Here is a 26,881-nt window from a genome sequence, read left to right as displayed (position 1 = left end):
GAGGGGTGATGCGTATTGTTACCCCAGGATTGTACCCTGATTCCAGACTTATTGACCAAAGAGGTCAACTGGACAGGGGACTGCATTCCCCTCCAGGGCAGGACGCTACAGTGACAGCCATGAGCGACGCCGCGCCCCTCCCCGAGAAACTTCAGAACATCGTGAGCATGTTCCGCAGTGCCCCCAAGACCCTGCGCCTGCAGGCCCTCCTGGAATACAGCAAGAAACTTCCCGGGCTGCCCGAGAAGTACCTGGAGCACCCGGAATTCCTGCAACCTGTGCCCGAGTGCACCAGCCCGTTCTTCCTGGTGACTGAACAGGACGATCAGGGCGGCATGCACCTGTTCTTCAAGGTGCCCGAGGAAGCGCCCACCGTGCGCGGGTACGCCGGCATCCTTCACGAGGCGCTGGACGGCGCGCGCCCCCAGGACATCCTGAACATCCCCGATCAGTTCTACATGGACATGGGCCTGACCGAACTGATCACCCCCATGCGCCTGCGCGGCATGGGCGCCATCCTGATGCGCCTGAAGAACGACGTCCGCGAACACGCCCAGAGCTGACCGACAGCCCGCAGGCTACCCGGCGCCACGGAGCAGCCCTCCCTATGCAGCGGCGACCAATACCAGTGGTCGAAACCAGCCCTTGCCCCCGTTCAGGCTTTCCTTGCGTCCTTGGGCAGCGCGGCGGCCAGCAGCAGGACCGTCACGCCAAGCGCCAGCCGTGGGCCACGTGCGTGCCCAGGCGATTGGCATGCCCACGCGCGGAACTGCCAGACTATCCTGCAACCCCAGCAGTGGCACCAGGCCTTCGTCAGTCAGCGCCCATAATCCCACGCCGAGCGTCAAGTCCCTGCCGAGGTTACCGCGCCCGGCGTGGGCGCCGTACAGCGCTCTACGGCCAACCCCCATGGTCCCAGTGCACTGCCTCGCTCAGGGCCGCGCGGGTGCGCCGGGCTGGCGCGTGCCTTTCGGCGGACCCGTACACTAGGTGGACCAGAGCCGCCTCGGCGCTGCCCTCCTCCTGGCGCACCATGGATGCCACGCGCGGGCCAGTACTGGCGCATCAGTGGTGAGTCTGGTGATCGGCCGATCAGCCCGGCCAGCGCGTTCCGGGCGACACCCATACCACCCGCCATAGAAAGCAGGCTGAGCAGCAACGGCGGCGCGACCCGCGATATGAAGAAAGCGGGGTCTGAATACAGAGGTGCGGCCCGCGCCGGTGGCGCGGGCCGCAGCCAGGCAGGTCAGACGATGGGTGTCGTCTCGCGCTCCGGTAGGCCCTGGCGGTGCGCTTCCCGCAGGGCGGCGAGGGCGCGGCCGCGGTGGCTCACGGCGCGCTTTTCCTCCACAGTCATCTCGGCCAGGGTGCGGGTGTCTCCGTCTGGCACGAACAGCGGGTCGTATCCGAAGCCGTTCGCACCGCGCGGGCCTTCGAGCAGCGTGCCGTGCAGTTCACCGCGGTACGTTTCAAGGTGCCCGTCCGGGTAGGCGAGAATCACCACGGAGACGAATTTCGCGCGGCGGTTCTTCTCCCCGCGGAGTTTCTCCAGGACGTACACGTTGCGTTCCATGTCGCTTTCGCGGTTGCCGTAACGGGCGGAGTACACGCCGGGCTCGCCGCCGAGCGCCTCTATCTCAATGCCGCTGTCGTCGGCCAGGGCGGGCGCGTTCAGCATGACAGCCGCCGCGCAGGCTTTCAGCGCCGCGTTCTCCTCGTAGGTCGCACCCGTCTCCTCTGGCAGGGGCAGCGGCCCCAGAGGGCTGAGCGTCCAGCCGAGGTCCTGCAGGGCCTCCTCGATCTCCCGGATCTTCCCGGCGTTGCTGGTCGCCAGTACCACTTTCATGCCCCCGTCAGTCATCACGCCCTCAAGTCTAGAGGATTCACTGAAAGGCTGAGTGAACGGCGCCGCCTCCCCCGGCGGCGGGGCCCGCGCTTCCCCCGCGCTGCCGCTCAGTGGGCCTGGGCAACGGCGCGAATCAGGTCATCCTGCACGGCCCGCAGGGTCAGAATGGAGGTGTCCTGCGGGCCGTTCATGAGAACCGCGAAGGCCAGGGGGTGCCCGCTGCGGCCGGTCACGTACCCGGCCAGGGCACTCACGCCGGGCAGCGTGCCGGTCTTGGCGCGAACGTCGAGGTCCGCGCCGCGCAGCCGCAGCGCCAGAGTGCCGCCCCGCCCGTCGTGTGCGGGGACGTTCTCGCCTGTCCCGGCCTGCGGGAGCGCCTCAATAAACGCGTTGCCGCGCGCGAGGTACAGCGCGCCGGGCAGGCCGCGGTGCCCCGCCAGGGGGTGCGGCAGGTCGTACTGCACGCGCAGCAGCTGCACGAGCACGCGCGCGCTGAGCCGGTTCCCGCGGCTCAGGCCGCTGCCGTCGTTCAGCACCACCTCGCTGAGGTCCGCGCCGATGCGCTGCAGGTACGCCCGTTCGCGCGCCAGGGCGCCCGGCCGCGTGCCGGTCCCGCCGGGCGGATGGGCCAGCGTCGCCAGGAGTTCCTCGGCGCGCAGGTTGTCACTGGGCCACAGGGTGGCGGCCAGGGCCTGCGCCGGGCTGGCGCTGCGCACGCTCGCGACCCCCTGTTCCGGCCGCCGCCCGGGCGGCACGAAAGGGTCCGGCGGCAGCGGCCGGCCCTGCTTGTCGGTCCGCTCGGGCGGCACGAACGGCTGCCACGCGGCGGCGCGTCCCGGCTGGTCGCGCGTGACCTTCACGCCGGCGGCACGCAGCTGCGCAACCAGTTCGGCCGCCAGGCGCGCCCGGGCCTCCCCGGCCGTGGCGGGCGGCGCGTCGTGCCACCCGGCCAGGCGAACGGCTGTCATGGGCGCACCCAGGGGCGGGGCCGCCCAGCTGTCCACGTCGAATGACTGGTCGTCCACGCGCACCTCGCCCACCTGCCGCAGGCCCCGGGCGTACGCCTGCCGCGCCAGGACCCGCAGACTGTACGGGCCGGTGGTGGCTTCCAGGGTGGGGTCTCCGCTGCCGCGCAGGGTGATGGCCTTGACGCTGGGGCGCCCCTCCTGCGCGGCGGGCACGGTCAGTTCCGCGCTCCACCACCCGCCTGCGCCGCCCCGTTCGTCGAGCACGCTGGCGGCCGTGACAAGTTTCGTGGTGCTCGCGGGAATGAACCCCCGGTCCGGCAGGGCCGCTTCCAGCACCTGCCGGGTGCGGAGGTCCTGCACCAGGATGCCCACCTGCACGCCGACGGGGAGGCTATGCAGAGCGGCGCGCGCGCCGGCACTCAGGCCAGGGTCGCGCGTCAGGTGCACGTCGCCCGGCTGCGCACCTCCGGCCGGGCGGTCCTGCGCGCCGGCCAGCGGCAGCAGCAGCAGGGGGATCAGCGCGGCGCGGCGCACGCGGCCCAGCCTGGGGGCGGTCGGCAGCGGAGGGCCAGGCGGGCTCAGACCTCGCCGCCCCAGGTCAGGCCGTGCTCGTGCCACGCGGCTTCGACGTGCGTGAGCAGGTCGATGGGCAGCGGGCCTTCCTGCACGACCCGCACGTTGCGTTCCAGGTTCTCGATGCTGGCGGTGCCCACGATGGCGCTGTGCACGCCGGGCGTGTAGGCCGCGAAGCGCAGCGCGAAGGTCAGCCAGTCCAGTCCGGCCTCCTGCCGCGCGGCGTCCAGGTTCAGGGTCCGCAGCCGTTCCCAGTACGTCTCGGCGTACTCGCCCGTGGGGCGCTCCTTGAACTGCCAGGCGGCATTCGCGATGGGCCGCTTGGCGATCACGCCCAGGCCGCGCTCGTTCGCCGGGCCGATCAGCTGGCGGCGGCTCCACTGGTCGGCGAGGTTCACGCTGGTCTCGATGCTCCCGAAGCGCCCACACTGTACGGCCCAGGCCAGCGCCTCGTTCTCGCCGCTGTACGCGGCCACGCGGATCAACCCGCTGCTGCGGGCGTCGTCGAGCGCGCCCAGCAGGTCCTCGCGGCGCAGCGTGTCGGCCGGGCAGGAGTGAAGGTGGAAGATGTCGATCCAGTCGCAGCGCATACGGGTCAGGGCCTGCTCGATGCCCAGGCGGACCGCCTGCGGCGTCCAGTCCTCGGCGCCCTCGGCGTCGTAGCCGCCCTTGCTGCTCAGGATGAAATCGTGCCGCCGGTACGACAGGTGCCGCCCGATGCGTTCCTCACTCAGGCCGTAGCCGCGGGCGGTGTCCACCAGGGTCACGCCGCGGTCCACGGCACGGTTGAGGAGGGTGCCGGCCTCGTCTTCACTCAGGTGCTCCGCGCCGACCTGCCCGGCGCCCAGGCCCAGGACGCTCACGCGCAGTCCGGTGTGGCCGAAATCCCGCTGTTCCATGCCCGGCATTCTGCCCTGAGCAGGCGCGGCGGCGTGTGAGGTGCGCCGGAAGGACCTTCAGAACGGGGGGGGTGGCCCCTCCGGGTGCCTCAGCGCTGAATGAGTTCAGCGCGGCCTTCCTGCTCGGCGCGGAACTGCAGTTCATACAGGTCGCGGTACAGGCCGCCTGTGGCGACCAGCTGGGCGTGCGGGCCGTCCTCCAGGATCCGGCCGCCGTCCATGACGAGGATGCGGTCTGCGCCGCGGATGGTGCTGAGGCGGTGGGCGATCACGAAGGTGGTGCGGCCCTGCATCAGACGGTCAAGGGCCGCCTGCACGAGCGCTTCGGACTCGTTGTCGAGCGCGCTGGTGGCCTCGTCGAGAATCAGGATGCGTGGGTCTTTCAGCAGGGCCCGGGCGATCGCCACGCGCTGGCGCTGCCCGCCGGAGAGTTTCACGCCCCGCTCACCCACGACCGTGTCGTACCCGCGCTCGAAAGCCGTGATGAACTCGTGCGCGTTTGCGGCGCGCGCCGCGGCCTCCACGTCCGTGTCGGTGGCGCCGGGCCGTCCGTACAGGATGTTCTCGCGCACCGTGCCGGAAAACAGCAGGGTTTCCTGCGGCACCAGCCCCACCTGGGCGCGCAGGTCCGTCAGGGCGTACTCGCGGACGTCCCGGCCGTCCACGCGCAGCGTGCCGCCGGTCACGTCCCAGAACCGCGGAATCAGGTTCACGAGGGTGGTCTTCCCTGCCCCGCTGGGCCCGACGAGCGCCACGACCTGCCCGGCCGGGACGTCCAGTGTCACGTCGCGCAGCACGGCCCGGCCCTCGTACGCGAACTGCACCGCCTCGAACCGGACGCGGCCCTCCGCGCGCCGCAGGGGGGCAGGAGCGGCCGGCTCGGGCAGATCGCTGCGCTCATCCAGCAGTTCGAAGATGCGGCCCGAGGCGCCCAGCGCCTCCTGAAACTGATTGAAAATGCCGGTCAGGGCCGCCACCGTGCCGCCCACCTGCAGGGCGTAGATCAGGAACGTCACGAGGTTCCCGGGGGTCATGGCGCCCGCCATGACCTGCCGCCCGCCGTACCACAGCACCACGGCCAGCGCCCCGAAGGTCAGGAAGCTCATCACGCCCGCCATCAGGGCCTGCAGGCGCGCCCGCCTGAGGGCCGCGAGGAAACTGAGGGTCACCCCCTGCCCGTAGCGGCGCTGCTCGGTGGGTTCCGCCGTGAAGCTCTGCACCACCCGGACGCCGCTGATGGCTTCCTCGGCGCTGGCATTCGCACCGGCCACGGCGTCCTGGACCTCGCGGCTCACCTTCCGGATGCGCCGCCCGATCGTGACGGCCGTGCCGATCACCAGCGGAATGACCGCCAGGGTCAGCAGGCTCAGGCGCGCGCTGGTGGTGACGAGCAGCACCACGGCCCCCACGAGGCTGACGCTCTGTGCGGCCAGCTGCGCCAGGGCGGTGCTCGTGACGGCCTGCACGGTGCCCACATCCGCGGTGAGGCGGCTGGTGAGGTCGCCGGTCTTGTGCTCACCGAAAAAGCGGGGGGAGAGCGTGAGCAGGTGCGTGAACACGGCGCGGCGCAGATCAGCGACCACTCCGGCCCCCACCCGGGCGAGCAGGTACGCCTGCAGCGCTCCGAACAGCGCGGACAGGGCGAAAATGCCCAGCAGGCTCAGCACGGTGCGGTCCAGGAGACTGGTGTCGGTGCTCCCCACCCGCAGGAAGGACGCGTCGATCAGGCGGCCGAACAGCGCGGGGAACACGAGGTTCAGGCCGCTGGACAGCAGGGTCGCGGCCACGCCCACCGCGAACAGGGCGCGGTACGGGCGGGCGTAGGCAAGCAGGCGCGTCAGCTGCCGCGGGTCGCGTTTCACGTGTGGAGCGTCCGGGGTGAGGGGAGGAGCAGCGCGGCCAGGGCGGGAGAACATGCCTCCAGGGTACGGCGCCCGCAGCGGGCCTGACCGGAAGGCCAGGTCCCCGCGCGGATGGAGGCACCCATGGGGCAGCGGCCCCCGGAAGCTCTCCCGGGGGCCGCTGCGGCAGAGCTTCAGGCCAGCGCGCTTTCAGGGGCGACGTAGGGCAGGTCGAAGGCGTCAGCGACGCCCTGGTAGGTCAGTTTGCCCTGGTGGGTGTTCAGGCCGAGCATCAGGGCCTTGTTGCGGTTCAGGGCGGCCGGGCCGTGATCGGCGAGCAGCAGGGCGTACGGGAGGGTCTGGTTGGTCAGCGCGAAGGTGCTGGTGCGGGGCACGGCGCCGGGCATGTTCGCCACGCCGTAGTGGATGACCCCGTCCACGGTGTAGGTAGGGTCGTCGTGGGTGGTCGCGTGGATGGTTTCCACGCAGCCGCCCTGGTCCACGGCGACATCCACGATGACGCTGCCTTCCGGCATGAGTTTGAGCATGTCCCGCGTGACGAGGTGGGGGGCTTTCGCACCGGGGATGAGCACGCCGCCGATCAGGAGATCGGTGGTGGGGAGCAGGTCGCGGATGTTCGCTTCGCTGCTCATCATGGTGGTGAGCTTGCCGAAGAAGACATCGTCGAGGTACGCGAGGCGGCGCTGGGACACGTCGAGGATGGTGACCTTGGCGCCCAGGCCCATCGCCATCTTGGCGGCGTTGGTGCCCACGACCCCACCGCCGATGATGGTGACGTGGCCGGGCTGCACGCCGGGCACGCCGCCGAGGAGCACGCCGCGGCCGCCGACAGGTTTCTGGAGGTGGTACGCGCCGGCCTGGACGCTCAGGCGGCCGGCAACCTCGCTCATGGGCGTGAGGAGAGGCAGGCTGCCGTCGTCAAGCTGCACGGTTTCGTAGGCGACGCCGGTGGTGCCCGCCGAGAGGAGGGCGTCGGTGAGGGGGCGGTCGGCGGCGAGGTGCAGGTACGTGAACAGCAGCAGGTCGGGACGCAGGTACCGGTACTCGCTCTGGATGGGTTCCTTGACCTTCACGACCATCTGGGCGGCCCAGGCGTCGTCGGCGGTGCCGAGGGTGGCGCCTGCGTTGACGTAGTCCTGATCGGCGATGCCGCTGCCGAGGCCGGCGCCCTGCTGAACGGTGACGGTGTGGCCGCGGCGCACGAGGGTGGCGACGCCGCCGGGGGTGAGGGCGACGCGATTTTCCTTGACCTTGATTTCTTTGGGGAGTCCGATGTGCATGGGGTGACCTCGCTGGCCACGCAGGTGTCTCCTGCCGGCGGTGTTGCTGCTGTTGTGGCGCAAGATTAACAGGTGAAGGCGCAACGGCGATTGCCGGCACATGCTGTTTTTGGCTGGATAGCCGCAACAGGATTGCGCGTTTATGGTATCTTAAGGTCAATCATGTCCCAGAATGATCTTGACGCCATCGACCGGCAGATTCTCGGCATCCTTCAGCGGGACGCCCGCATCCCCAACACCGAACTTGCCGACGAGATCGGCCTGACCCCCGCCCCCACCCTCCGGCGCGTCCGGCGGCTGGAAGAAGAGGGGGTCATTCAGCGCTACGTGGCCCTGCTCGACCCCAAGACCGTGGGACGTGAACTGATGGTCATCGTGCGCGTCACGCTGGACAAGCAGACCAAGGCCGGCTTCGAGGAATTCGCCCGGAAGATGCAGGAGCGGCCCGAGGTTCTCGAATGCTTCCTGTGCCTGGGGGACATCGACTACCTGCTCAAGGTGTCTGTGCCGGACCTGGACGCCTATCAGCATTTCCTGGTGAACACCCTGGCCGCCATTCCCGGTGTGCGCAACACGGCGAGCACCATCGTGGTCAAGCAGGAGAAGTACACCACCAGCCTGCCCCTGGAGTAACCGCCCGGCACCTTCAGAGACCCGCAGGCCGCTCTCACGCGACGTATGAAACACTGAAGCGCATGCGTTCTGCTGCTCTGCTGTCCGGCGCGGCCCTGCTGGGGTCCATCCTTGCCGCGTGCGCTCCCGCCCCCTCCACCACCGTGGCCGCCGCTGCGCGCGTCCCGGCCTCTCCCCCGGCCCAGCCGGCCGGGCAGAGGTTCGAGGCCCTTGCGTACCGCTCGGCCACGCCGGTGCGGTCCTTCCCGGCGGCCCCACCACGGATCATCGACCCGAACCGGGCGTACCGCGCGGTCCTGACCACCAGTCAGGGAACTGTCACGCTGGACCTGTACGCCAGGGCGTCCCCGGTGGCCGTGAACAACTTCGTGTTCCTCGCGCTGAACCGCTTCTACGACGGCACGCGCTTTCACCGCGTGATTGACGGGTTCATGGCGCAGGGCGGTGACCCGTTGAGCGCTGAGGACTCCAGACGCGCCCAGTGGGGAACGGGCGGGCCCGGCTACCAGTTCCCGGCGGAAGTGCTCAACGGCCTGCGCTTCGACCGGGCCGGGGTCCTGGGCATGGCGCGCGCGCAGAGCCTGAACTCGCAGGGCAGCCAGTTCTTCATCACGGTGGCGCCCGCGGACTTCCTGAGCGGCAACTACACGGTCTTCGGACAGGTCGTGGCCGGACAGGACGTCCTGAATCGCCTGCAACGCAACGATTCCGGCAGCGGGCCCATCGCCGGGACCGGCGCGGACACCCTGCTGAGCGTGCAGATCCTGCAGGGCCAGTAGCGGGCACAGGCAGGGTCAGCGGTCCCTCACCGGGGTCCCCGGGGGCCTCTAGACTGAACGGCATGCGTCTGCGACCTGTGCTTCCTCTGCTGGCCGCCGCGGCGGCCGCCTGGTACGTCCGTGGTGTCTACCGCTTCCGTGACCCGGTGCGTCTGCCGTCCGCGGCGCCCGGCGAGGTGCTGAGTGCCGCCGACGGCGTGGTCAGCGCGGTGCGGCGCGTGCAGGGCGGCGTGATTCACGGCGGCACGCCCCTGGACGCCGCCGCCCTGCTGGGAACACCCGGCGCCGCGGACGGCTGGCTGATTGCGGTCCTCGTGGGCGCACTGGACGTGCATTACGCGTACCAGCCGGCTTCCGGGCCGGTAACTTCGACCACGCACGTGGGCACCCGCGCGAACGTGCCCCTGGTGGGAAGCGTGGAGAGGCTCGCGGCGCTGACCGGCCGCCCGGTGGAGGCGCTCGTGTCACGCGGCGCGCTGGAAAATGAACGTCAGGCGGCAGTGATCGGCACGCCCCTGGGGGACGTCACGCTGACACTGGTGGCGCCCCAGGCGGGCCTGCGGGGCCTGTCCTTCCTCCGTGAAGGTGACCAAGCGCGCGCCGGGTACAAGGCCGCCTTCCTGGAGGAGGGAGGCCTGGTGCTGTTGCACCTGCCCGGGACGTTCACCCCCGCCGTGAGTGTGGGAGACCGCGTGACCGGCGCGCAGACCGTCGTGGCCCGCGCCGCACCCTGACCCTGGGCGGGGTTACGGCGGCGCCCGCCCGGGACCGCTATGCTGATCTGTCTGTCCTCCGGGGCAGTGGGAGGAACGCACCTTGAGTTCGGAAGCGCGCGCAGCAGACAGACAGAACCCGGAACGGGCAGGAGAGCGGCTGGTCGCGGACCGGAAGGTGAGGGCCGTGGCGCAGGCGGGCAGTTTCGGCACCGAGTACGCCTGGGCGGGCAGTGTGCCCACGTTCGTGACGTTCGAGCGGGGCGTGCTGTCTGCCCAGGCCGACACGCGCGCCGGAGTGACGGTGGAGCGCTTCCCGTTCGAGAAGCTTGAGGCCTGGCGGGACTGGGACGTGGCGCGCACAGAGGCGCCGCTGGCCCTGCTGGCCACCAGCCGCGTGATCTACGACCCGACCGGGCATTACGGCCGCATTCAGCGCACCCTGTGGAACCTGAGTGCCTCGCAGCGCGCCGCGCACCGCGCCGAACTGCTGCGCGGCGCCCAGGACGCGCTGAGCGCGGCGCGTGCGGCGCACACCGGGCCCGGGCACGGCGTGCAGGAGCAGCTGCTGGCCCTGGCCGACGCGCGCGAGATCGCGCTGACCCTGCTGTACCCGGCGCTGCTCACCTGGCTGCACCTGTGGCCTGAGTTCGAGATCCGCCTGCCTCACGCGTGGCGCTCAGCGGCGGGGCTGCGCTTTCCGAAAGCGGTGTACCGCCTGGAAGCCCTGTACGCCTTCGGCGGGGAGGATGAGGCCCGGCGGGTGCTGCTCGCCACGCGGGGCCTGGGCCTGGTGGAACAGGAGCGCCGGGCACGCGCCGCGTTCCAGGCGGGGTACTACGACGGCGCGGTACGGTTCCTGCGGGATGAAGCGGCCCGCACCCACCGCGAGGACCTGCGCCGCTGGATGAACCTGACGCCCGCGCGGCGGGAGAAGCTGGGCACGCTGATGGGCGTGACCCGCGCGCCACTGGGCCCGGCGGCGCTCCGGCTGGCGCAGGAACTGCTGGAGGCCGTGCAGGAAGGCGAGTAGCGCCGGAAGAGGGCAGGTGTGCCGTGGGGTCCGGTGCGCCGGCACCAGAGAGGCGAGGCGCGCTGGAATCAATGAATGAGCCCCCTTTCGGGGGCTCTCGGTGTGCCGGGGCGGGCGGGTCAGGCGCTGGGGGTGGTGTCCTGATCCAGGACCCTGCTGCCGCTGCGGATCGCAATGGTGCGTTTCTGCGCGGCTTCGCTGCGGGGCACGCGGATGGTGAGGGTGCCGTGGTTGAAGTCCGCTTCGACCTTGGCCAGGTCGTACTTGGCGGGCACGCTGAACGTGCGGGCCAGGGTGCCGTAGGCGCGTTCGACGCGGTGGGCGGTGCGGCCTTCCTTGCGGTCGTAGGTGCGGGTGGCCTGCACGGTCAGGGTCTGGTTCTCGGCTTCGATCTGCAGCTGGTCGGGGGTGATGCCGGGCAGGTCAAGGGTGAGTTCGAGGCCCTGGTCGTCCTCGTGCACGTCCACGGGGGGGGCGAAACGGGCGGGGGCGCTGGTCTGGCCGAAGGCGCGGTCCATGCGCTGGGTCAGCTCTTCGATTTCACGGAAGGGATCAAATCGCATCACTTGAAGTACCTCCTGGGAGTGGAAGCGCCGGGGGTTCCGCTCAGTTCTCCTGAGTGCCCTGCGCTCAACTGTCAGTAGTGTAAAACCTGAGCGCTATCATGTCAAGTTTAGTGCGTCTTAAATCTGCCGCGCCGTCCGGACACCCCCACCACACCCCGCCCCGCCCGGTGTACACTCCTTCAGGCCGCGCGCTCCGGCGCGCCCCCCGCAACCCATTCGTCCTTTCCCGGCAGTCCCGTGAGACTGCACCCGCCCCGTGAGGCAGGAGAAGGAGCACCATGCACCACACCCCCACCCGCCCTCAGCATGCGCTGAGCGGCCATTTTTTTGGGCCTGCCCGCCAGAGCGTGAGCGCATGACCCCCAAAGCCACCATCCTTACATCTGACGAAGTTCGGCGCGCCCTGACCCGCATCGCCCACGAAATCATCGAACGCAACAAGGGCGCCGAGAAACTCGCCCTGATCGGCGTTCACACCCGCGGCATCCCCCTCGCCCGGCGCCTCGCCGAGAAGCTCAGCAGCCTCGAGGGCGTGGAGGTCCCCACCGGCATGCTGGACATCACCCTGTACCGCGACGATCTTAGCGAAGTCGCCCAGCAGCCCATCATCCGGGAAACGCAGGTGCCCTTCGACCTGCGCGACCGCCGCGTGATTCTCGTGGATGACGTGCTGTACACCGGCCGCACGGTCCGCGCCGCCCTGGACGCCCTGATCGACCTGGGCCGCCCCGCCGGCATCCAACTGGCCGTCCTGGTGGACCGCGGCCACCGTGAACTGCCCATCCGCGCCGACTACGTGGGCAAGAACCTCCCCACCGCCGCCAGCGAGGTCGTGAAGGTCAAACTGCACGAAACCGACGGCGTGGACAGCGTGGAACTCTGGGACGTGGAGGCCCTCCGATGAACGCGCCCGTCAGCATGGGCCCCCGCCCCCGCCACCTCCTGGATTTCCAGGACTGGACTCCCGAACGCCTGAAAGCCATCCTCGACAACGCCGACACCATGCTTCAGGTGCTCGACCGCCCGGTGAAGAAGGTCCCCGCCCTGCAGGGCCTGACCGTCTGCAACGCGTTCTTCGAGAACTCTACCCGCACCCGCACCAGCTTCGAACTGGCCGCCCGCCGCATGAGCGCCGACGTGCTCACCTTCGCGGCCGGCAGCAGCAGCGTCAGCAAGGGTGAAAGCCTGCGCGACACCATGGAGGTCGTCACCTCCTACAAGGTTGACGCGTATATCGTCCGCCATCACGCCTCGGGCGCCGCGCACCTCGTCGCCCGCTACAGCGGCAAACCCGTCATCAACGCCGGGGACGGGCGCCGCGCCCACCCCACCCAGGCGCTGCTCGACGCGTACACCATCCGCCAGGAGTACGGCAGCCTGGAAGGCAAGAAGGTCGCCATCATCGGCGACGTCCGGCACTCCCGCGTGGCGCGCAGCAACGCTGAACTGCTGCCCAAACTCGGCGCGCAGGTGGTGCTGTGCGGGCCCGCCACCCTCCTGCCCGCCGACCTCGCCGGCCTGAACGGCGTGACCCTCACCACCGACCCGCGCGAAGCGGTTCGCGGCGCGCACGCCGTCATGGCCCTGCGCCTCCAGCGTGAACGCATGCAGGGCGGATTCCTGGGCAGCCTCCAGGAGTACGCGCACACCTACCAGGTGAACGAAGCGCTCATGCAGCACGCCGAGAGCGGCGCCATCGTCCTGCACCCCGGCCCCATGAACCGTGACCTGGAAATCAGCACGGACGCCGCCGACGGCCCGCGCAGCCGCATCCTGAAACAGGTCGAGAACGGCCAGGCCATCCGCATGAGCGTCCTGTACCACCTGCTGGTGGGCCGCGAGTAAAGGGAACCCCATGACCATCACCATCACCAACATCAAGCGGCTCGGTTCGGACGCCCTGACGTCCGTCACCGTGGAGAACGGCGTCATCAAAGGCTGGAACCTGCCCGAGCAGGGCCAGGTGATCGACGGCCAGGGCGGCACGGTCGCGCCCGCCCTGATCGAACCCCACGCGCACCTGCGCGAACCCGGCCAGACGGAAAAAGAGGACCTCGCCAGCGGCCTCGCGGCGGCCGCTGCGGGCGGCTACGGCACCGTGGTGTCCATGCCGAACACCAGCCCCGTGGTCGACGACCCGGCCACCGTCAGAGCCCTGATCGAGAAGGCGGCCGGACTGGGCTTTGCCCGCCTGAAGCCCGCCGCGGCCCTCACGCGCGGTCAGAAAGGCGATGAACTGGCGGAACTCACGTACCTGAAAGAAGCGGGCGCGGCCATGTTCACCGATGACGGCCGCACGAACGAGAACGCCCGCACGCTGCGCCTGGGCCTGGAAACCGCGGCGAGTCTGGGCATGGTCATCAGCGTGCACGCCGAGGACGCCAGTCTGCGCGCCGACGGCGTGATGAACGAAGGCGCCGTGAGCGAGGCGCTGGGCCTGCCCGGCAACCCCGCCGCGGCCGAAGCGGCCCGCGTGGCGCGCGACATTGAGATCGTGGCCGGCCTCGCGGCGCAGGGCCGGCCCGCCCGGCTGCACATCCAGCACCTCTCCACCGCCCGGGCCCTGGACCTCGTGCGCGCCGCCAAAGCGCAGGGCCTGCCCGTGACCTGCGAGGTGTGCCCCCACCACCTGACCCTGACCGACGAAGCGCTGCGGTCCTTCGACGCGATCTACAAGGTCGCGCCGCCCCTGCGCACGCAGGCCGACGCCGATCACCTGCTTGAAGGCCTGCGCGACGGCAGCGTGGACTGCCTTGCCACGGATCACGCGCCGCACACCCGCGCGGAAAAGGAACGGGACCTGCTCGACGCCCCCAGCGGCATCGCGTACATCGAACTGGCGTTCCCGCTGATGTACACCCGCTTCGCCGACACGCTGGGCCTCGAACGGATCGTGGACCTCATGACCGCCGCGCCCGCCCGCGTGCTGGGCTGGCCGGCCCCCACCCTGGACGCCGGGGCGCCCGCCGACCTGGTGGTGCTGGACCTGACCACCCCGCGCGAAGTGAACCCGGCCGAGTTCCGGAGCAAGGCAAAGTTCACGCCCTGGGCGGGCCAGACCCTGCGCGGGTGGCCCACCCTGACGGTCGTGAACGGCCAGGTGGCCTACCAGCGGACCTGACCTCCAAGGCCCCGAAGACCCCGCCCGGCGCCCAGGTCACGGCCTGAGCAGCCCCGGATTCAGATGAGCGCCCCCCGGCACCCGGGAGGCGCTTTCTGAGTCCACCGGACGACCATGGCCTGCCCGGTCAGGCTCAGCCCCGTGCATCAGGACGTGCCGGCAGCGGGGCGGGCCGGAGGCTGGGCCGCCGGGGCACGCAGCCTGAGCCTGGGTCACCTCGGAATTTTTCAGCCGTGTGGACGCATGGCGCCTGTCTACTGCCCGGGGCGTTCAGGGGGCGTGCCGCGGTACAGGTCCGTGCCGGTCTGCGGTGAAAGGCGCACCACCTGCCCGGTGCGGGCACTCTCGTAGATGGCGTCCATGATCACGTGGTCCTGCACGCCTTCCTCGCCGGGAGTCCAGGGGGCGCGGCCCTGCTGGATGCACTGCGCGAAGTGATCGAATTCCAGGCTGAACTGGTTGTACTCCGGGAAGGCCGGCTGGCGCGTGCCGTTCTGATCCGTGATTTCCAGACCCAGGCCGCCGTACGGGAAAGCAGGGTCCATCAGCAGGCTGCCGTCCTCCCCCATGACCCGCAGCGTGGCGGTGTTGTAGGCGCCGTAACTGGTCTGCAGGTTGGCGATCACGCCGCCCGGGAAGCCCAGCATGGCGCTCACGGATTCCTCCACCTCCCGGAAGCGGAGGTCACCGGCAGGCTGGTGCTGCGCCGCGAACACCCATTCGGGTTCCTGTCCGGTCACGAACTGCATGGTGTTCAGGCTGTAGATCCCGACGTCCAGGAGGGGGCCTCCGCCGGCCAGTGCACGTTTCAGGCGCCACGCTTCAGGGTCGTCCTCCACCTGCGCGTGAATGGAGTCCAGGAGTTTCACCCGGCCCAGCGCACCACTCTGCACGGCTTCCCGCGCGGCCCAGTGTTCGGGGGTGTACTGGCAGCGGTACGCGGTCATGAGCAGCACGCCGGCCTCCCGGCAGGCGTCCACGATCTGCCGGGCCTGTCCGGCGTTCACGCTGAGGGGTTTCTCGCACAGAACGTGTTTGCCCATCTGCGCGGCGCGCCGCACGAATTCCAGGTGTTTGCTGTTGGGCAGCACGATGTACACGGCCTGCACATCGTCACGGTCGGCCAGCTGTTCGAAGGTGTCGTAGGTGTACACGTCCTGCTCGGTCAGGTCGAAGGCCCGGGCGAACTCCTCTCCCTTGTCCTCCTCGCTGCTGACCAGCGCGGCAACGTACGCGTCCTGACTGGTGCGGACCGCGGGAATCAGCTGCTCGGCGGTGAGCTTGCCCAGGCCGACCAGGGCAAAGCCGACGCGTTCGCTGCGGGGTTTCGGTGCGGGCAGGTCCGGTTTCTGCGGCATGCCCCACCGTAGTCGCGCGCCCCCCGTAGCCGGGTGGGCGCGCGTTCAGGTGTTCTTCAGGGCGGCGGGCGCCTAGAACCAGCGGCGGGTGCGGGCTTTTCCCACGCGGCGCTGCGCCTGGTTCAGCAGGAAGTCCACGGCGCGGTCACGTTTGCTGGCCCTGGTGTAGCGGCTGCGTTTCTTCTGGCTCCTGCGGGCCAGGGCCAGCAGTTCCAGCGCGATGGGGGCGAGACTCAGCAGCAGGCCGAGTTTGCTTCGTGGTCGGGTGCGGGTGCTCATGCCTCCAGTACGACACGTGAGGCCGCAGGGTTGCTGAGGGAAGGTTCACTGCGGCTTTCCGTTCCTGCCCGCAGGCCGCTGTGTTCCGGGCGGGTGACCGGCCGGGCGGTGTCACGTCCAGGGTTCCGGATTGACGGACCGCGCGCCGCCCACCCCGGGGAGGGACGCGCTAGGCTGGGGCATGACCACAACTCAGGACCGGGTACAGGGACTTCGTGAGCAGCTCGTGGCGTGGCGCAGGCACCTGCACATGAACCCCGAAGTGGGGTTCGAGGAGCACCACACGACCGCGTACATCGAAGAGCAGCTGCGCGCCATGCCGGGCCTGAGCGTCACGCGGCCCACGGCCACCAGTGTCCTGGCGGTCCTGAAGGGCGGTCAGCCCGGACGGACGGTGCTGCTGCGCGCTGACATTGACGCACTTCCCATTCACGAGGAGAACACCTTCGAGTTCGCGTCGCGCACGCCGGGCGTCATGCACGCCTGCGGGCACGACGGACACACCGCGATCCTGCTGGGTGTCGCGCGCCTGCTGTCTGAAGGGGCGCAGGCGGTGCCGGGGGAAATCCGCATGATCTTCCAGCACGCCGAGGAGATCGGGCCGGGCGGCGCGGAGGAACTCGTGATGAACACCGCCCTGATGGACGGCGTGGACGTCGTCACGGGCCTGCACCTGAACAGCCAGCTGCCGGCCGGCGTGGTGGCCGTGAAGCCCGGGGCGTTCATGGCCGCGCCCGACACCATCGAACTCACCATCCGCGGGCGCGGCGGGCACGGCGCGCACCCGGAGGAGACCGTGGACCCCATTGCGGTGGGCGCGCAGGTCGTCACGAACCTCCAGCACGTGGTGAGCCGCATGGTGGCCGCGCAGGACGCCCTGGTGGTCAGCATCACCAAGTTCGCGAGTGGCACCACGCACAACGTCATTCCAGACAGCGCGCAGCTGATGGGCACGGTACGCACCTTCGACCCGGCGCTGCGGGAACGGGCGCCGCAGCTGATCGAGCGGGTGATCCGGGGGGTGTGCGAGGCGCACGGCGCGACGTACGACCTGCGCTACGACTTCGGGTACCGGCCGCTGATCAACACCGACTGGGTGGCAGAGCAGCTGCGGGAGATCGCGCTGGACGTCGTGGGCCCGGACCACTACCGGGACGCCAGACCCACCATGGGCGGCGAGGATTTCAGCGCTTACCTCGAGAAAGCGCCCGGCGCGTACTTCAACGTCGGCAGCGGCAGCGAAGCCGCCGACAGCCACTGGCCTCACCACCACCCCCGCTTCACGATTGACGAGGCCAGCCTGGAGACGGGCGTGCGCATGCTGCACGCCGCGGCGCTGCGCCTGACCGTTCCGGAGTAAGGGCGTGCTGCCCGAGACGGTCGCCCGGCAGATCATCGCGGACCACCAGCGCCGCCCGCGTCACACCGGGCCTCTGGACGGCGTGCCCGGCGTGACCGTGGACAACCCGGGCTGCGGGGATCAGGTGACCGTCTGGGCAGACGTGCAGGCCGGCCGCGTGGCACGCGTTCAGTTCAGCGGGAAGGGCTGCGCGATCAGCCAGAGCAGCGCCAGCCTGATGACCGTGGCCCTGACCGGGAAAAGCGTCGAGGAAGCCCGGGCACTGGCCGAACAGTTCCAGGCGATGGTGATGGGCGAAACCGAGCCGGACCCGCAACTCGGCGAGTTGCAGGCACTCTCCGGCGTGAGCCGGCTGCACGCGCGGCGCAAGTGCGCGCTGCTGCCCTGGCAGGCGCTGGAACAGACCCTGGGCTGAGCGCCGCAGCGAAACGCGTCCTGACGCCCGTCAGGACGCGTTTCGCGTGAGAGGTGCAGCCCACGGTGCGCCGAGCTGGCACCACAGATCCACGCGATGCGGTCCGGACTGTGTGGCCCGGCCACGGCAGACGAGGCCCGGAGCCTCACGTCCGGGCCGCACAGCGCGCACGCCAGCAGTGGGAACCTGATCGCCGTTGAAGGCAGCCGTCACACGTGCTGGACCCCGCCCGGACCTTCCGGCCACCGGCGTTCACCCACTGTGCACAGCAGAGGCCGGTTCAGCGGCCGCGGAGGGTGCCCTGCACCGCGCTCATGAACTCTGCGCGGGTCCGGGGGTCATCCTTGAACAGGCCGCGCATGGCGCTCGTGGTGGTGCTGCTGTTCTGCTTCTGCACCCCGCGCATCGCCATGCACAGGTGCACGCCTTCCATGTGCACTGCCACGCCCTTCGGCTCGAGCAGTTCCTGCACGGCGTCCGCGATCTGTGTCGTGATGCGCTCCTGCACCTGCAGCCGCCGCGAGTACAGGTCCACGATCCGCGCGAACTTGCTCAAGCCCAGAATCTTCCCGTCCGGGATGTACGCAATGTGCGCCCGCCCGTAGAACGGCAGCATGTGATGCTCGCACATGGAGTAGAACTCGATGTCCTTCACGATCACCATCTCACTGCCTTCCGCGGCGAACACGGCGTCCCCCACGGCCTCATGCAGGGACTTGTGGTACCCGGCGGTCAGGAAGCCCCAGGCTTTCGCCACGCGGTGCGGGGTCTTCAGCAGCCCCTCACGGTCCGGGTCCTCCCCGATGGCGGCCAGCCACTCGTGCGTCAGGCCGCTCAGACCGGGCACTTCCTGTTTCTCGTCGGCGGCGCTGATCACCGGTTCAATCGTCAAGATAGGTTCGCTCCTTCTCACCGTCACGCCGGCAAGCCGGCGGGGGTGAATGTGAATGGAGGGAGTGTAGGCCACGCCGCCCCCAGGCAATTGTCAAAAAGCTTTCAGGCGGCGCTGGTGGGGCCACCCCCCCCACCGGGCAAGAAAAGGAGCCCGCGACGGGGCTCCCGGACCAGACGGCGTGAACGCTCAGGTCCAGCTGACCTGACCGTACGTCTGCTCGCGTGCCGGGCCGGCCGAGAAGATCACCACGGGGCACCCCACGGTCTCCTCGATCAGGTCCAGGTACGCCTGCGCTTCCCTGGCCAGCGTCTCGCGGCTCGTGGCGCCGTCCGTGGTCGCCCAGCCTTTCATGCGCTTCCAGACCGGCTGTCCGTCCGCGTCGTACGCCACGCACACCGGCAGGTCGTCCAGGCCGGCCAGGATGTCCATCTTGTTGATGACCAGCCCGTCCAGTCCGTTCACGTCCACGGCGTACTTCAGAAGCGCCAGGTCCAGCCAGCCCACGCGCCGGGGCCGGCCGGTGGTCGTTCCGAATTCATCCCAGGGTTTGCTGCCGTCGCCGCGCAGGCGCAGGATGCCCGCCTCGTCATGCACTTCGGTCACGAACGGGCCGTGCCCGACGCGCGTGTTGAAGGCCTTCGCCACGCCGTACACCTTGTGAATCGCCTTGTGGTTCACGCCTGCGCCCACCAGGATGCCGCCCACGGTGGGGTGGCTGCTCGTCACGAACGGGTACGTGCCGTAGTTCAGGTCGAGCAGGGTCGCCTGCGCGCCCTCGAACAGCACGTTCCGCCCTTCCCTGATTGCGTCACGCAGCTGCGCGCCCGTGTCCTGAATGAACGGGGCGAGTGCCTCCCGGGTGGGGGCCAGGGCGTCCATCGCGCCCTGCACGCTGGTCCACCCGGCGTCACGGGTGCTGTTCGGCTTCGCTTCAAGCAGCCGCTCGACCCGTTCGGCCAGCACCTCGTCACTCAGCAGGTCCCCGAAGCGGATGCCCACGCGCCGGGCGCGGTCCGCGTAGGCCGGACCGATGCCGCGCCCGGTTGTGCCCACAAAGTCCTTGCGGCCGTCCACGTACTTGTGATGCGGCAGCACCAGGTGCGCGCGGTCACTGATGCGCAGGTCCGGGTTCAGGCCGCCGGCAATCAGGTTGCGACGTTCCTCCATGAACTTGTCCGCGTCAATGACCATGCCGTCCCCGAGCACGCTGACCGTGCCGTCATGCAGCACGCCGCTGGGCAGCAGGTTCAGCTTGAAGGTCTGTCCTTTGGCGGTGACGGTATGTCCGGCGTTCGCGCCGCCCTGGTAACGCACCACGAACTCTGCTTCCGGCGCGAGGAAGTCCGTGATCTTCCCCTTGCCCTCGTCGCCCCACTGGGCTCCCACAATTGCGATTCCAGGCATCTCAGCCCTCCGGCCACGCGCACAGACTTGCTTCTTCCGCCCGGCGGTCCTTGGACCGGAGCAAAAAAAACACGGCGCGCAGCACCGTGCCTCAGTGTAGGGGAAATAGCGGCCGGTCCTGCGGGACTTGTTTACCAGGGGCGGACGGGCACTCCTGCACTGGTCAGCCGCCCGGACCGGCCTGGATTCAGACCCGCCCGGCACGCGTCCCCGGTCCGGCCTGTGATCGCCTCACCTGGCCGGGACAGGGCGTTTCTCCTGTTCTTCAGAGGCTCTGTCTCCAGGTCCCGCACCACTCGCATGACGCTGCCCCGGCCAGGCTGGTCTCCCGGTTCCCTGAGGAGCGGCTGCTCCTGCCGGTCAGCGGCCCTGTGCCTCCCCGGTCAGGGTGAGCAGCAGGCGCCGGGGGCCGCCGTGATCACGGTGCTCGCACAGGTAGATGCCCTGCCAGGTGCCCAGCGCGAGCCGGCCGGCCTGGACGGGCAGGGTGAGACTGGGGCCCAGGACGCTGGCCTTGATGTGCGCCGGCATGTCATCGGCGCCTTCGAGGGTGTGCTCGAAGGCAGGCCAGCCGTCGGGTACGGCGTGGTTGAAGTACCGCTCGAAGTCGCGCCGCACGTCGGGGCTGGCGTTCTCGGTCAGGGTGAGGCTGGCACTGGTGTGCTGAATGAACACGTGCAGAAGTCCGGCGCGCACCCGGGTGAGGTCGGGCATGGCGGTCTGGACCTCGCGGGTGATCAGGTGAAAGCCGCGCCGGGCGGCGGGAAGGGTCAGGGTGCGCTGTGCCCACATGCGCCCCAGAGTAGGCGCTGAACCCGCTGGTGGCTGAACGGTCCTCCGGGCAACGGGCCGTTCAGCGGGTGGCGGCGGTCCGGTGGGCGGCCTGGGCGCGCCAGTCGGTGAGGAGTCACACGACGATCAGAGCCGCGGTGCTGCCCAGGAAGTCATACCGGGCGGTGGGCTGGTCCGCGACTCCCGGAATTCAGGGCGCCCCCAGGGCCGTGACGAGGCCGAAACCGCCGTGCACCGGGAACGGAATGACGTTCAGCAGGCCCCGGCGAAAGGCGGTCAGGCGCGTGAGGACCGCCAGAAGCCTGGCGAGGATGAACCGGGCGGCTGAGAGGGTCGCCTGCCGGTGGAACACGGAGGGGGCCAGCAGCAGGGCGACTGCGCCGGAGGCGGTGATGCCGTGAGGGGTGGGGGTGATGGGTGTCATGCGCCCTCCTGAAGCCCCCGGGGCGGCGCTCCGAGCGGTCCGTTCAGGGCCTGCGGCGGTGGTCCTCCTGGGCGGTCAGGACGCTGAAGTGTGAGGGGCTGGAGCCTCACGCTTCCGTTCAGGCAGGTGGATCGGCCTTCAGGGAGGCGCGCCGGGCGGGGTCTGCGGCCGCGCCCGGCCTCATTCAGGGCCGGTAAGCTCGGGGAATGCGTGCCTCCACCGTTCGCCTGACGCGCCTTCTCATGCCGGTCGTGTTGACTGGGCTCATGACTGCCCAGGCTGCGCCGTCCACGTTGACCGTTCCGGTGACGGTGCCGCTGGCGGGCGTGCAGGTCGCAGCGAACGCGCGCGTACCGAAGGCATTTGCGCAGCTGGATGAAGAGCGGTCATTTCTGGGGGGGCTGCTGAGCGTGCACCTGAGCGGTACGGTCACCCGGACCGGGGCGGTGCGGGTGGCGGCCGCGCCAGACGGCTCGGGGCTGCTGCTGAGCGTGCCGATCCGCGCAGCGTTCCGGGCGGAACCGACCGGGCTGGGCTCGGCGCTGGCGCGGGATTTTGGCGGGGAGGCGACCGTGACTCTCACGGTCACGCCCACCGTGACGCCGGACTGGAATGCAGGCGTGAAGGTGCGGGGAGAGTACGCGTGGACGGATCCCCTGAGTGTCGAGCTGGCGCAGGGGGTGCGGGTGAGTGTGCAGTCGCTGGTGGACGCCCAGGTCCGCGCGCAGCTGGACGCCCTGGCGGCGCAGGTGGAGCAGGCGGTGCGGAACGGCGCGCAGCTGCGCGAGCGGGCGGGCACGCTGTGGGCGCGGGCGCAGCAGCCCTGGACCCTGCCGCTGCCGGACCCGGCGTACGCGCGGGCGGTGCCGGTGAACCTGAGTGTCACGCCGTTCCGGTTCACGCCGGACGCGCTCAAGATCACGCTGGGCGCGCAGGTGACGCTGGACGCGGGTCTGGGGCACGCGCCGGCCGTGACGCCGCGCGCCCTGCCGGCACTGCGCACGGACGCCGCCCTGACGCCAGGACTGGACCTGAGCGTGCCGGTGCGTCTGCCCTACCCGGAGCTGTCACGGGCTGCGGCGCGTGAGGCGGCCCAGCGGACCCTGACGCTGCCGGTCCCGACCGCCCCGACCCTGCGCGTCACGGGCGTGACCCTGACCCCCGCGGGCGCCGCGCTGAACGCCGCCGTGCAGGTCCAGGTGAACGGACCGCTGGGCCTGAAGCTCACGGCAGTCACGGACGTGCGCGGCACGCCCACACTGGACGAGGCGGGGCAGGTGCTGACCCTGCGGAACGTGACCGTGACCACGCGCCGGCAGGGTGTGACCGGCCGGGTGCTGGCGTGGCTGGCCGACCGGCGGGCGCAGGCGTACGTGCAGCAGGCGGCGCGCTTTGACCTGCGGCCCGGTCTGGCGCGGGCGCGGGCGCAGCTTCAGGAGCGCCTGCCGTTCACGCCGGCGCCGGGCGTCACGCTGGGCGGGCAGGTGCGGGACCTGCGGGTCACGGGCGTGCAGGTCACCCCGCAGGGTCTGGTGGTGACCGGGCACCTGACGGGTTCGGCGCAGGCCACCGTGAACGTGGACCGCTGAAGCGCGCGGCACCCACCTCATTGGGGGCGCGGCCCCTGCTAGCCTGCGGGTATGACCGACCACCCGAACTGGGCCGCGCTGACCGAGGATGAAGTTCAGCCGTGGGAGACGCTGGAGTCACGGCGGCTGGTGTCAGGCTTCCGGACGGTGTTTGAGGACCGGGTGCGTCTGCCGGGCGGGGTGGAGACCACGTACCAGTACCGGCCGCGGGGGCCCCGGGCGGTGTTCGTGCTGCCGGTCACGGCGGGTGGGGAGGCGGTGCTGATCCGGCAGTACCGCTACCCGCTGCGCGCCACGGTGACGGAGGTTGTGGCGGGCGGGGTGGAGCGCGGCGAGGACCTTCTGGGTGCGGCGCAGCGGGAACTGCTGGAGGAGGTGGGCGGCGAGGCGGCCGAGTGGGTGGCGCTGCCGGGCTTCTACCCGCAGCCGAGCATCAGCGGGGTGGTGTTCTACCCGTTCGTGGCGCTGGGCGTCACCCTGGGCGACACGCATCACGAGGACACCGAGACGATCGAGCGGGTGGTGCTTCCCCTGCACGAAGCGTACCGACGGCTGGAGGCCGGGGAGATCCTGGACGGGCCGAGCAGCCTGACGCTGTGGCACGCGCGGGCCCTGCTCGCAGGGCGGGGACTGCTCTGAGCGTGGCAGACCTCCCCGCGCCGTTCACCACCCTGGCCGGCCCGCACCGGTTCGACGCGGTGATCGAGAACAGCGAATTCCTGGCCTTCGCGGACCGCGCCGAGACGCCCGAAGAGGCCCTGACGCAGCTCGCCGCCCTGCGGGCGCGCTACCCGGACGCCACGCACCACTGCTGGGCGTACCGGATCGCGGGCGCGTACCGCTTCAACGATGACGGGGAGCCGGGCGGCACGGCGGGCGGCCCGATCCTGCGGGCCATCGAGGGGCAGGGCGTGGATCATGTGATGGTGGTCGTGGTGCGCTTCTACGGCGGCGTGAAGCTCGGCACGGGCGGCCTGGTGCGCGCGTACGGCGGGACGGCCGCCGAGTGCGTGCGCAGCGCCCCGAAACTGGAGGTGCGGCCGCGCGTAACCCTGCGGGTGGCGGTGCCCTTCGCATCGGTGAGTGGCCTGTACCATCTGCTGGGCACCTGGGATGTCACGCGCGGTGAGGAGACCTACACGGCAGGCGGCGTGGAACTGCACGTGCAGCTGCTCCCGGAGGACGTGCCGGCGTTCACGGACGCCCTGCGGGACGCGACACGCGGCGCAGCGGAGACGGCCTTTGAGTAAGGTGACGGCCGTGACCGGGCCGGCGCTGTGCACCCTGGGTGAACTGCGCCTGGGCCGCTTCCGGAAGGTTAAGTCGCTGCTGCTGCTGGTGTACGCCGCGCTGGAGGGCCCCACGCCCAGGCGGCAGCTGGCGGCGCTGCTGTGGCCGAACGCCGCGAAACCCGAGGCCAGCCTGCGCGTGGCCCTGCACGCCCTGCGGGAGTCTGCCCCGGACGCCCTGGGCGGCGACGAACGCCTCACGGCCGGCGTGGCCGTGACATGCGACGCCGCGGCGCTCCCGGGCCTGCGGGGTGAGGCGGCCTGGGAGGCGTACCCGGGCCCTTTTCTGCATGGCGTGACCCTTCCGGACGTCTCGGCGGAGTTCGAGGACTGGGTGGACACGCAGCGCGAACGGCTCGCGCGCCACGTGCAGGGCGAGGCGCTGCGCGCTGCGGAGAACGCCGACCCGGCCCGCGCGGCCGTGTGGGCCGAACGGGCGTACCGCCTGCCCGGCGCCCCGCCGCTGGATCCCGCCGCGCTGCGCCGCCTCCTGCCTCTGACGCTGCCCGGCAGCGCCCTGGAGGCCGAGGTGCGGGCCGAACTCACAGAGCTGACCGGGCCGGACACCGCCACGCCGCGGGACCGGGCGGTGGGGCGCATGCTGGGCCGCGAGGCCGAGCTGGACGCCCTGCTCGCCTGGGCCCACGGGCCCGGCGGTGGTCTGGCCGTGGTCACCGGGCCGGGCGGCATCGGGAAATCCACCCTGACGCGCGAACTGCTGCGCGAACTGACCCGCCTGGACCGCCCCGTGACGCTTGTGGACGCCGAGGGTGCCACCGGCGCCCCGGACCTTGCCGTGCGGCTCGCTGCGGTCCTCACGCCGGGTCAGGCCGTGCCGGACGGGTTCGCGTTCCTGAGCGCCGCCGTGCCTCCGGGCGCCGTACTTCTCCTGGACGGTCTGGACGCCGCGCAGGACCCTCCGGCCCTGCTGAGCGCCCTGCGGCGTGACCTGCCGGCCGCCCGCTGGCTGGTCAGCACCCGCCACACCCGCCCCGGCACGCTGCGTGCCGGGGACCTGCTGCTTCCCCTGGGCGGTCTGAACCAGCCGGCGCCCGAAGCGGACCTCACGCAGATTGCCGCGTCCAGCGCCGCGCAGCTGTTCGTGCGGGAAGCCGCCCGTGTCCGCCGGAACTTCACCCTGCACGCCGGGAACGCCGCGCTGATTGCCGGCATCACCCGCCGGCTGCTGGGGCACCCCCTGGCCCTGGCTCTCGCCGCGTCGTGGCTGCGTGTGGAGCCCCTGGACGCCGCGTACGCCCGCGTTCTGACCGAGGCGGGCGCCCTGACCTCCGCGGACACCGCCGGGGATGGCCGGCGTGGCCTGGCGGTCGTGGCCCGCCGCTCCTGGGACCTGCTGGAACCGGCCGAGCAGCACGCCGCGCTGCGGCTGAGCGTGACCGCGGACTTCGACCCGGCCGACGCTCCTGCTCTGGGCGTCACCCTGGACGAACTCGACGCACTGCTCACCCATTCGTTCGTGGAGGCCTACCAGCCGGGCAGTGAACGCCTGCGCCTGTACCCGGCCCTGGCAGGCCTGCTCGCCGAACAGGCCGGGCAGCACCCGGCCCTGATGCACGGCGCCCGAGCCACGCACGCCCGGCATTACCTCACGTGGTTGACCACGCACCCTCCGGAAGCGCCGCAGGTCACAGCGGAACGGGAGAACATCCTCACGGCCGTTCGCGCGGCCCTGGCTCAGGGCACGCTGGACGCCGCGACTGTGGATCACCTGCTGGCCCACCACGACCGGCGGGGCCTGCACCAGTCCGGCACGGACACCTTTGCGCAGCTGGCCGACGCCGCCGAGGACGCCCAGGCTCCGGCAGACGTGCAGGCTGCCATTCAGGTGGCGTGCATGTGGCTCGCCTTCCGCGCGGGCAGGCTGCTGGACGCGCAGACCCTGGCGGGACAGTTCCTGGCCGGGTCACTCGCGGCCGATCCGGCGAGCCGGATGAAAGTCCTGAATACCCTCGCGGCCGTGCGGGGCGTGCAGGGGCAGATTCGCAGTGCCAGGGCGCTGCTGGAGCAGGCGCTGACACTGGCGATCACGACAGGCGACGCCACCCGGGCCCTGAGCTACCGCATGAATCTGCTGACGCACCTGACGTTCCTGGGCGATGAACCCGCCATTCATGCGCAGCTGGCGCAGGTTGAGAGGCAGCTGGCCCACCTGCCCGCCGTCCTGTCGTGGCATCTCCGCTATCTGGCCCTGAGTGTCCGTGCCCACCTGTCCACCGCGGACGAACAGCTCGAAGCGCTGCTTGCCGAAGCGCAGGCCGTGTTGCAGGCCGGACTGGCGTTGAATGTTCCGCAGTTGGAAGATGAAGGCCACCAGCTGCGGACGCGGCTGGCCCTGCGCGCCGGGCACTGGCGTCAGGCGGAGGACTGGCTGGCCGCGTGGCGGGCCTTCCGGCAGGCCCAGCCAGGACTCGCCGAACAGCTGACGCCTGTGCTTCTCCTGTCGCAGCTGCACTACGCGCGCGGGCGCACCCCGCAGGCCCGGCGCGCGGCGGCCGAGGCCGCGCAGCTGATGCAGACCCGCGGCAACCCCTGGGAGGTTGTCGAGGTGTTCCTGATCACCGCGCGTGATCTGCACCAGCAGGCGCCCGGGGCGGTGCTGGGCTGGCTCTCCAGCGTCGCGCGGGCCGGCAACGTGCACAGTGAGCAGCGCCGCAGGAGTGCAGCGCTGCTTCAGAACCTGACGGGTGAAGGCCTTGACCTGGAGGGCGCCGCCGAGGGCCTCAGTGTTGCGGCGCTCAGCACCTGGGTCACGCAGAATCTGGCGGGGTTCTAGCGGGCAGGC

General features: G+C 70.7%; 26 protein-coding genes. 14 read left to right on the top strand and 12 right to left on the bottom strand.

Going from position 1 to position 26,881, the window contains the following annotated elements:
- Positions 1 to 119: 119 nt before the first annotated feature.
- Positions 120 to 563: a SufE family protein gene (locus tag LAJ19_RS02145; RefSeq protein WP_225476688.1), complete on the top strand. Its 444-nt coding sequence runs from the start codon at positions 120 to 122 to the stop codon at positions 561 to 563.
- Positions 564 to 1,246: 683 nt separating this feature from the next.
- On the opposite strand, the gene rdgB is transcribed toward LAJ19_RS02145, so the two are convergent.
- From rdgB to ald, 5 genes are all read right to left on the bottom strand, one after another.
- The gene (gene rdgB / locus LAJ19_RS02140) at positions 1,247 to 1,846 is read right to left on the bottom strand and encodes an RdgB/HAM1 family non-canonical purine NTP pyrophosphatase (RefSeq protein WP_432804232.1); all 600 of its coding nucleotides are present in this window, start codon (positions 1,844 to 1,846) and stop codon (positions 1,247 to 1,249) included.
- A gap of 107 nt (positions 1,847 to 1,953) precedes the next feature.
- Entirely contained in the window at positions 1,954 to 3,348 is a 1,395-nt protein-coding gene (locus tag LAJ19_RS02135) for a D-alanyl-D-alanine carboxypeptidase/D-alanyl-D-alanine-endopeptidase (RefSeq protein WP_225476687.1), read from the bottom strand.
- Positions 3,349 to 3,392: 44 nt separating this feature from the next.
- The gene (locus LAJ19_RS02130; protein WP_225476686.1) at positions 3,393 to 4,286 is read right to left on the bottom strand and encodes an aldo/keto reductase; all 894 of its coding nucleotides are present in this window, start codon (positions 4,284 to 4,286) and stop codon (positions 3,393 to 3,395) included.
- Positions 4,287 to 4,375: 89 nt separating this feature from the next.
- The gene (locus LAJ19_RS02125) at positions 4,376 to 6,202 is read right to left on the bottom strand and encodes an ABC transporter ATP-binding protein (protein ID WP_225476685.1); all 1,827 of its coding nucleotides are present in this window, start codon (positions 6,200 to 6,202) and stop codon (positions 4,376 to 4,378) included.
- Between the two features lie 119 nt (positions 6,203 to 6,321).
- Complete coding sequence (gene ald, locus LAJ19_RS02120) at positions 6,322 to 7,428, bottom strand: alanine dehydrogenase (RefSeq protein WP_225476684.1); 1,107 nt, start codon at positions 7,426 to 7,428, stop codon at positions 6,322 to 6,324.
- Between the two features lie 162 nt (positions 7,429 to 7,590).
- On the opposite strand from ald, the gene LAJ19_RS02115 reads away from it, so the two are divergent.
- The 4 genes from LAJ19_RS02115 (at position 7,591) to LAJ19_RS02100 (ending at position 10,586) form a co-directional block, all read left to right on the top strand.
- A complete protein-coding gene (locus tag LAJ19_RS02115; protein WP_225476683.1) occupies positions 7,591 to 8,061 on the top strand; it encodes an Lrp/AsnC family transcriptional regulator in 471 nt (156 codons plus the stop codon).
- Between the two features lie 62 nt (positions 8,062 to 8,123).
- A complete protein-coding gene (locus LAJ19_RS02110) occupies positions 8,124 to 8,840 on the top strand; it encodes a peptidylprolyl isomerase (protein ID WP_225476682.1) in 717 nt (238 codons plus the stop codon).
- 62 nt (positions 8,841 to 8,902) lie between these two features.
- Positions 8,903 to 9,574 carry a phosphatidylserine decarboxylase gene (locus tag LAJ19_RS02105; RefSeq protein WP_225476681.1) on the top strand — a complete coding sequence of 224 codons (672 nt, stop codon included), beginning with the start codon at positions 8,903 to 8,905 and terminating at the stop codon, positions 9,572 to 9,574.
- A gap of 82 nt (positions 9,575 to 9,656) precedes the next feature.
- A complete protein-coding gene (locus LAJ19_RS02100) occupies positions 9,657 to 10,586 on the top strand; it encodes a hypothetical protein (RefSeq protein ID WP_225476680.1) in 930 nt (309 codons plus the stop codon).
- A 119-nt stretch (positions 10,587 to 10,705) separates the two neighbouring features.
- Here LAJ19_RS02100 and LAJ19_RS02095 read toward each other — a convergent pair whose 3' ends face one another.
- Entirely contained in the window at positions 10,706 to 11,152 is a 447-nt protein-coding gene (locus tag LAJ19_RS02095) for an Hsp20/alpha crystallin family protein (RefSeq protein WP_225476679.1), read from the bottom strand.
- 355 nt (positions 11,153 to 11,507) lie between these two features.
- Between LAJ19_RS02095 and pyrR the strand changes: the two genes are divergently transcribed.
- From pyrR to LAJ19_RS02080, 3 genes are read left to right on the top strand one after another with little or no spacing between them, the layout of a single operon-like run.
- A complete protein-coding gene (pyrR, locus tag LAJ19_RS02090; RefSeq protein WP_225476678.1) occupies positions 11,508 to 12,056 on the top strand; it encodes a bifunctional pyr operon transcriptional regulator/uracil phosphoribosyltransferase PyrR in 549 nt (182 codons plus the stop codon).
- The gene (locus LAJ19_RS02085; protein WP_225476677.1) at positions 12,053 to 12,997 is read left to right on the top strand and encodes an aspartate carbamoyltransferase catalytic subunit; all 945 of its coding nucleotides are present in this window, start codon (positions 12,053 to 12,055) and stop codon (positions 12,995 to 12,997) included. Before pyrR ends, LAJ19_RS02085 begins: the two co-directional genes overlap by 4 nt.
- A 10-nt stretch (positions 12,998 to 13,007) precedes the next feature.
- Positions 13,008 to 14,273 carry a dihydroorotase gene (locus tag LAJ19_RS02080; RefSeq protein ID WP_225476676.1) on the top strand — a complete coding sequence of 422 codons (1,266 nt, stop codon included), beginning with the start codon at positions 13,008 to 13,010 and terminating at the stop codon, positions 14,271 to 14,273.
- A 254-nt stretch (positions 14,274 to 14,527) separates the two neighbouring features.
- On the opposite strand, the gene LAJ19_RS02075 is transcribed toward LAJ19_RS02080, so the two are convergent.
- Together LAJ19_RS02075 and LAJ19_RS02070 are read right to left on the bottom strand one after the other, a co-directional pair.
- The gene (locus LAJ19_RS02075) at positions 14,528 to 15,631 is read right to left on the bottom strand and encodes a Gfo/Idh/MocA family protein (RefSeq protein WP_225476675.1); all 1,104 of its coding nucleotides are present in this window, start codon (positions 15,629 to 15,631) and stop codon (positions 14,528 to 14,530) included.
- A 72-nt stretch (positions 15,632 to 15,703) separates the two neighbouring features.
- Positions 15,704 to 15,910 (bottom strand): hypothetical protein, encoded by a 207-nt coding sequence (locus LAJ19_RS02070; RefSeq protein WP_225476674.1) that lies wholly within the window; start codon positions 15,908 to 15,910, stop codon positions 15,704 to 15,706.
- Positions 15,911 to 16,091: 181 nt separating this feature from the next.
- On the opposite strand from LAJ19_RS02070, the gene LAJ19_RS02065 reads away from it, so the two are divergent.
- Together LAJ19_RS02065 and sufU are read left to right on the top strand one after the other, a co-directional pair.
- The gene (locus LAJ19_RS02065; RefSeq protein WP_225476673.1) at positions 16,092 to 17,270 is read left to right on the top strand and encodes an amidohydrolase; all 1,179 of its coding nucleotides are present in this window, start codon (positions 16,092 to 16,094) and stop codon (positions 17,268 to 17,270) included.
- A gap of 4 nt (positions 17,271 to 17,274) precedes the next feature.
- On the top strand, positions 17,275 to 17,685 hold the full coding sequence (gene sufU, locus LAJ19_RS02060) for a Fe-S cluster assembly sulfur transfer protein SufU (protein WP_225476672.1): 411 nt from the start codon (positions 17,275 to 17,277) through the stop codon (positions 17,683 to 17,685).
- A gap of 280 nt (positions 17,686 to 17,965) precedes the next feature.
- Here the strand turns inward: sufU and folE are convergent, their stop codons facing one another.
- The 4 genes from folE to LAJ19_RS02040 all read right to left on the bottom strand — a co-directional run bounded on the left by folE (position 17,966) and on the right by LAJ19_RS02040 (position 21,200).
- Positions 17,966 to 18,577, bottom strand: a complete 612-nt coding sequence (gene folE, locus LAJ19_RS02055) for a GTP cyclohydrolase I FolE (RefSeq protein ID WP_432804223.1) — start codon at positions 18,575 to 18,577, stop codon at positions 17,966 to 17,968.
- 189 nt (positions 18,578 to 18,766) lie between these two features.
- The gene (locus LAJ19_RS02050; protein WP_225476671.1) at positions 18,767 to 19,984 is read right to left on the bottom strand and encodes an adenylosuccinate synthase; all 1,218 of its coding nucleotides are present in this window, start codon (positions 19,982 to 19,984) and stop codon (positions 18,767 to 18,769) included.
- Positions 19,985 to 20,344: 360 nt separating this feature from the next.
- The gene (locus tag LAJ19_RS02045; protein WP_225476670.1) at positions 20,345 to 20,776 is read right to left on the bottom strand and encodes a secondary thiamine-phosphate synthase enzyme YjbQ; all 432 of its coding nucleotides are present in this window, start codon (positions 20,774 to 20,776) and stop codon (positions 20,345 to 20,347) included.
- Positions 20,777 to 20,966: 190 nt separating this feature from the next.
- Entirely contained in the window at positions 20,967 to 21,200 is a 234-nt protein-coding gene (locus LAJ19_RS02040) for a hypothetical protein (protein ID WP_225476669.1), read from the bottom strand.
- Between the two features lie 266 nt (positions 21,201 to 21,466).
- Here LAJ19_RS02040 and LAJ19_RS02035 point away from each other — a divergent pair, with 266 nt between their 5' ends.
- From LAJ19_RS02035 to LAJ19_RS02020, 4 genes are read left to right on the top strand one after another with little or no spacing between them, the layout of a single operon-like run.
- Complete coding sequence (locus LAJ19_RS02035) at positions 21,467 to 22,789, top strand: DUF4403 family protein (protein WP_225476668.1); 1,323 nt, start codon at positions 21,467 to 21,469, stop codon at positions 22,787 to 22,789.
- Positions 22,790 to 22,840: 51 nt separating this feature from the next.
- Positions 22,841 to 23,428 (top strand): NUDIX domain-containing protein, encoded by a 588-nt coding sequence (locus tag LAJ19_RS02030; RefSeq protein ID WP_225476667.1) that lies wholly within the window; start codon positions 22,841 to 22,843, stop codon positions 23,426 to 23,428.
- A gap of 2 nt (positions 23,429 to 23,430) precedes the next feature.
- Complete coding sequence (locus LAJ19_RS02025; protein ID WP_225476666.1) at positions 23,431 to 24,039, top strand: IMPACT family protein; 609 nt, start codon at positions 23,431 to 23,433, stop codon at positions 24,037 to 24,039.
- Positions 24,032 to 26,872: a hypothetical protein gene (locus LAJ19_RS02020; RefSeq protein ID WP_225476665.1), complete on the top strand. Its 2,841-nt coding sequence runs from the start codon at positions 24,032 to 24,034 to the stop codon at positions 26,870 to 26,872. The genes LAJ19_RS02025 and LAJ19_RS02020 overlap by 8 nt, the downstream gene beginning before the upstream one ends.
- Positions 26,873 to 26,881: the final 9 nt, after the last annotated feature.

The sequence above is a fragment of the Deinococcus taeanensis genome, assembly GCF_020229735.1.
Lineage (GTDB): Bacteria > Deinococcota > Deinococci > Deinococcales > Deinococcaceae > Deinococcus > Deinococcus taeanensis.
Note: the sequence above shows the minus strand (reverse complement) of the source record. Positions and strands in the feature narration are given on the sequence as shown.

Coding starts and splice junctions, on each gene's coding strand:
- LAJ19_RS02145 (WP_225476688.1), top strand. CDS start 120: ATGAGCGACGCCGCGCCCCTCCCCGAGAAACTTCAGAACATCGTGAGC.
- rdgB (WP_432804232.1), bottom strand. CDS start 1,846: ATGAAAGTGGTACTGGCGACCAGCAACGCCGGGAAGATCCGGGAGATC.
- LAJ19_RS02130 (WP_225476686.1), bottom strand. CDS start 4,286: ATGGAACAGCGGGATTTCGGCCACACCGGACTGCGCGTGAGCGTCCTG.
- LAJ19_RS02125 (WP_225476685.1), bottom strand. CDS start 6,202: ATGTTCTCCCGCCCTGGCCGCGCTGCTCCTCCCCTCACCCCGGACGCT.
- ald (WP_225476684.1), bottom strand. CDS start 7,428: ATGCACATCGGACTCCCCAAAGAAATCAAGGTCAAGGAAAATCGCGTC.
- LAJ19_RS02115 (WP_225476683.1), top strand. CDS start 7,591: ATGTCCCAGAATGATCTTGACGCCATCGACCGGCAGATTCTCGGCATC.
- LAJ19_RS02110 (WP_225476682.1), top strand. CDS start 8,124: ATGCGTTCTGCTGCTCTGCTGTCCGGCGCGGCCCTGCTGGGGTCCATC.
- LAJ19_RS02105 (WP_225476681.1), top strand. CDS start 8,903: ATGCGTCTGCGACCTGTGCTTCCTCTGCTGGCCGCCGCGGCGGCCGCC.
- pyrR (WP_225476678.1), top strand. CDS start 11,508: ATGACCCCCAAAGCCACCATCCTTACATCTGACGAAGTTCGGCGCGCC.
- LAJ19_RS02085 (WP_225476677.1), top strand. CDS start 12,053: ATGAACGCGCCCGTCAGCATGGGCCCCCGCCCCCGCCACCTCCTGGAT.
- LAJ19_RS02080 (WP_225476676.1), top strand. CDS start 13,008: ATGACCATCACCATCACCAACATCAAGCGGCTCGGTTCGGACGCCCTG.
- LAJ19_RS02075 (WP_225476675.1), bottom strand. CDS start 15,631: ATGCCGCAGAAACCGGACCTGCCCGCACCGAAACCCCGCAGCGAACGC.
- LAJ19_RS02070 (WP_225476674.1), bottom strand. CDS start 15,910: ATGAGCACCCGCACCCGACCACGAAGCAAACTCGGCCTGCTGCTGAGT.
- LAJ19_RS02065 (WP_225476673.1), top strand. CDS start 16,092: ATGACCACAACTCAGGACCGGGTACAGGGACTTCGTGAGCAGCTCGTG.
- LAJ19_RS02050 (WP_225476671.1), bottom strand. CDS start 19,984: ATGCCTGGAATCGCAATTGTGGGAGCCCAGTGGGGCGACGAGGGCAAG.
- LAJ19_RS02045 (WP_225476670.1), bottom strand. CDS start 20,776: ATGTGGGCACAGCGCACCCTGACCCTTCCCGCCGCCCGGCGCGGCTTT.
- LAJ19_RS02040 (WP_225476669.1), bottom strand. CDS start 21,200: ATGACACCCATCACCCCCACCCCTCACGGCATCACCGCCTCCGGCGCA.
- LAJ19_RS02035 (WP_225476668.1), top strand. CDS start 21,467: ATGACTGCCCAGGCTGCGCCGTCCACGTTGACCGTTCCGGTGACGGTG.
- LAJ19_RS02030 (WP_225476667.1), top strand. CDS start 22,841: ATGACCGACCACCCGAACTGGGCCGCGCTGACCGAGGATGAAGTTCAG.